Origin of the sequence: Flavobacterium sp. (genome assembly GCF_035760125.1) — a bacterium.
Classification (GTDB): Bacteria; Bacteroidota; Bacteroidia; order Flavobacteriales; family Flavobacteriaceae; genus Flavobacterium.
The window spans coordinates 1-3,996 of record NZ_DASTTN010000509.1 but is presented as its reverse complement, the minus strand read 5'-3'; the positions used below and the strand labels follow the sequence as shown (position 1 = coordinate 3,996).

Sequence of the window (3,996 nt, the reverse complement as noted above, 5' to 3'; positions counted from 1 at the left end):
GTAAAAAAAGGAAGAGAAATTTACAATCGATATTATAATTTAGTAAAAGACAATTTTTCAGAAACAGTATTTCCAGATGAAGTAGATAATGATATAAAATATTCAGAAGGAAAAACAAAACAAATAATTGTAAATAGTTATGAAAGAAATCCATTAGCAAGACAAGAATGTATCGAGCATTTTGGATTGAATTGTCAAATTTGTGATTTTAATTTTCAAGAAAAATTTGGAGATTTAGGAAGAAGTTTTATTCACGTTCATCATATAATTGATATAGCGACTATTGGAAAGGAATATTCTGTAAATCCAAAAACGGATTTAATTCCCGTCTGTCCAAATTGTCACGCAATGCTTCATAAAAAAAAGCCTGCATTTACAATCTCAGAGCTGAAAGAAATAATGCAATAAAGTACTACTGCCAACAGCCACTACAACGGATTTGGGCAATTGTCTTAATGGAAAGATGGTTTTGTATTTGGAATTATTAGGCAAATCCGAAGAATGGGTTTAATTTAGTCCCAAGCCCTTGTAGTACCAGGACGTTAGCAGTAATGAAACAATATTACGTTCAAAACCATCTAAAAATGAAGCAAATACTATCATTTAATATCTATATCAATTTACTGTCAAAACTTTGTTTAAGTATTTCATCTCTAATGCTTTTAGGTTATATTATTATTTATGGATATGAAAGTATAAACCTTCAAAGATTATTAATCGTAATTGGAATACAATTATCAGTTTTAATAATTAGCTCATTTATTATTAAAAAAACACGAATTTAAATTTATTAATTTAACAAGAAGACTAACAGCTTTAAGTAAATGAACTTTTAAAGCAAAACAGAACTTCTTTTAATATATTTACTATAATGAACAAAAAACATTTTCTTTTCATACTGTTTATTTTGCTTGTTTGGAATCATAATTTATTGGCTCAAACTCAAGCTGAAATGAACCAAACAGCAATTAATGATTTTCAAAAGGCTGATATTGTTCTCAATAAAGTCTACAAGCAGTTAATAAAAGCTTTAGACGAACCCGAGAAACAATTATTAATTAAGGCTCAAAAGGATTGGCTCAAATTTCGTGACTCACATTGCGAGTTTGAATCAGCAGAATATGAAGGAGGAAGTATTCAGCCGTTAATTCATTCAACTTGTCTAACAGAATGTACAAAAAATAGAATTGATGATTTGAAAGCGAGTTTAGAAAGCCGAGAGAAATAATGCACTACTGCTAACAGCTACTACAACGGATTTGGGCAATAGGCTTAATGGAAAGTTGGTTTTGTATTTGGGATGATTTGGCAAATCCGAGAATAGAGCTTAATTTAATCCCAAACCCGTTGTAGTATCAGAACGTTAGCAGTAATTGAACCACCGAATCAGAAAAAAATAAGAACCTTAAAATTATGAAAAAAACACTTTTAACATTGTTAATAATCTCATTTACAAATTTTTCATTCAGTCAACAAATAGAAAAACTTGATTATTGTAATTGTATAGAAAAAATCGAGAAGAACTCCCCTATTTACGATGGAAAATATGAACGAGTATGCAAAGAGAAAACAACAGATGTAGGAAGTTTTAAAAACGACCTTCCAGATGGAGAATGGATTTCATATAATTATAAAGGTGGATTAATCAGTAAAATAAATTATACTGAGGGTAAATTAAACGGTTTGTTCGAATTATATTTTCTTAACGGCAAAGTACAATTTAGTGGTAACTTTATAAATGGAAAAAAAAATGGAACTTGGAAATATTATAATGAAAAAGGAATTGTGATAATTGACGGTGAATATGAAATGGATAGACCTATTAATTTATGGACTATTAAAGACAAAAAAGGAAAAAAAATAGTAACACAATACGATTACACAAATTCAAAATACATCTTAAATGAAGTAGATGAAAAATTTAAAGGTTCAACACTTTTAGGAGGCGCATCATTATCATATGATTTATTTATTGAAAACGCAGAAGTCCCAAGAGATTTTTGGGACACATATGCGAATTTAAAATATTTAGCGAAATTTAAAATTGAAGAAAATAATTCAAGTACATTTATCCTTGATGAAGTAAATGAAAAAAGCTCAAATGTTACAATTACATTTGCTAGTAATGTCCTAACTGACCCTGAAAGTCAATTACATAAAATTGAACATAGCAAATTATCTAAAAAGTTACTTTATTATAAAATATCAGAAGCATTAAGTGTTTTACCACCTTGGGTTTATAAAGGTGAAAAAGAAACAACGATTTACATTCCGTATCAAGTAAATATGAAGTAAATCAACTGCTGCTAACAGCCACTACAACGGATTTGGGCATTTGGCTTAATAGAAATATAGTTTTGTATTTGGAATGATTTGGCAAATCCGAAAATAGGGCTTAATTTAACCCCAAACCCGCTGCGGTACCAGAACGTTACCTGCAATCTGCCGAAAAAATAACGTATAATTAAATAAATGACAACAACAGAACTAAAAAGAAAGATTGCTGAATCAGAAAGCAAAGATTGGTTTAAAGAAAAGAGTCAAAACTTTAATTTCTCGTATATTAATTTCAATTCAGACATTACTGGCGTTAGTGCAATTTATGAATTTGTAAATCAACAAATTAATGGTTGGGAATCATTAGAGAAAAACCTTCCCGAAGAATTACAAAATTCTTTAAATTATTTTATTGGAATACGGGATTCTATATCTGGATTTGTAGAAAATCATTCTATACAACCTACCAATGTTTTAGACAGTTATTGGAATAATATTATAACTACAATTAATAATATCAGACAATATCCTTTAACGTATAATTGCCCTGAATCTGATTTTTTAGTTACAGTTCATAAAAATTTTCCAGCTTCAATATCAGGAGCTTTTTACTTTATCACTGGTCAATTAAATGCAAGTATAATACAAGATAAGAATTATTATATTGGAACTCAACTTGCTTATGAATTTGCGATGAAAGACCAAACTGAGATTCTACAAAGGCGTAATGCCGAAAAATCATCATTAAACAAAATTAGAAATGAATTCAATCAATATTTAACAAAATCGGAGTCAGAAATTGTTGAACACATTTCAAATACGAATGAGAAATATGAAGAATATACTGAAGCAATTGACACATTAAAAAATGATAAAGAATTATTATTTTCAGAATGGTTTGAAACTTCAAAAACTGACTTTGAAATTTTTGACACCGAATCTAAAGAGAAAGTAATAAATTTAGAAAAAGCATATCAAGAATTATTAAGTTTAAAAAAGCCCGCGGAATATTGGAAATTAAGGGCTTCAAAACTAAAAGAAGAAGGTTGGTCAGCAATTTATTGGTTGATTGGGCTAATTCTTTTCGCTTGTTTATCACTTTACTTATTACTTTGGCTTACACCAGAAGGTATGTTGCTAAGTTTCATTAATGGACAGGCAAGTGCAATAAAGTGGTCAATTATTTATGTAACCTTTATTGCTTTTCTAACTTATGGAATTAGAGCATTGAATAAAATCGCTTTTAGTTCATTCCATTTAGCACGTGATGCAGAAGAAAGAGAACAGTTAACATTTGTCTATTTGGCACTAATAAAAGATGGAAGTGTCGACGAAAAAGATAGAAGCTTAATAATGCAATCCTTATTTAGTAGAGCAGACACAGGTCTTTTAAAAGAAGACTCTTCGCCAACAATGCCGAATGATATTGTGGGGAAGTTATTTAGCAAATAAAGACTGCAGGTAACAGCTACTACAACGAATTTGGGCAATAGGCCTAATGGAAAAATGGTTTTGTATTTGGGATGATTTAGCAAATCCGAAAATAGGGCTTAATTTAGTCCCAAACCCGCTGTAGTACCAGAACGTTGGTGGCTATGTTACTAGAGAATAATCAGAAAAACAGAAAATATGAATAAAATTAGAATTTCAATTTTGCTTTTGACAATTTCACTTTTTGCAAGTTGTAATTTTATAAAAGATAGTTTCACTTTTAAAGAT

4 protein-coding genes are annotated in these 3,996 nt (G+C 29.5%); all 4 read left to right on the top strand.

The window, feature by feature from the left end; genetic code table 11:
* The coding region (locus VFS71_RS18230; RefSeq protein ID WP_326403051.1) for an HNH endonuclease at positions 1-408 on the top strand (408 nt) is incomplete at its 5' end.
* 463 nt (positions 409-871) lie between these two features.
* A complete protein-coding gene (locus VFS71_RS18225) occupies positions 872-1,228 on the top strand; it encodes a lysozyme inhibitor LprI family protein (protein WP_326403050.1) in 357 nt (118 codons plus the stop codon).
* Between the two features lie 185 nt (positions 1,229-1,413).
* On the top strand, positions 1,414-2,295 hold the full coding sequence (locus VFS71_RS18220; RefSeq protein ID WP_326403048.1) for a hypothetical protein: 882 nt from the start codon (positions 1,414-1,416) through the stop codon (positions 2,293-2,295).
* Positions 2,296-2,472: 177 nt separating this feature from the next.
* Positions 2,473-3,729 carry a DUF6161 domain-containing protein gene (locus VFS71_RS18215; protein WP_326403046.1) on the top strand — a complete coding sequence of 419 codons (1,257 nt, stop codon included), beginning with the start codon at positions 2,473-2,475 and terminating at the stop codon, positions 3,727-3,729.
* The last annotated feature ends 267 nt before the right edge of the window (positions 3,730-3,996 follow it).

Coding starts and splice junctions, on each gene's coding strand:
- VFS71_RS18225 (WP_326403050.1), top strand. CDS start 872: ATGAACAAAAAACATTTTCTTTTCATACTGTTTATTTTGCTTGTTTGG.
- VFS71_RS18220 (WP_326403048.1), top strand. CDS start 1,414: ATGAAAAAAACACTTTTAACATTGTTAATAATCTCATTTACAAATTTT.
- VFS71_RS18215 (WP_326403046.1), top strand. CDS start 2,473: ATGACAACAACAGAACTAAAAAGAAAGATTGCTGAATCAGAAAGCAAA.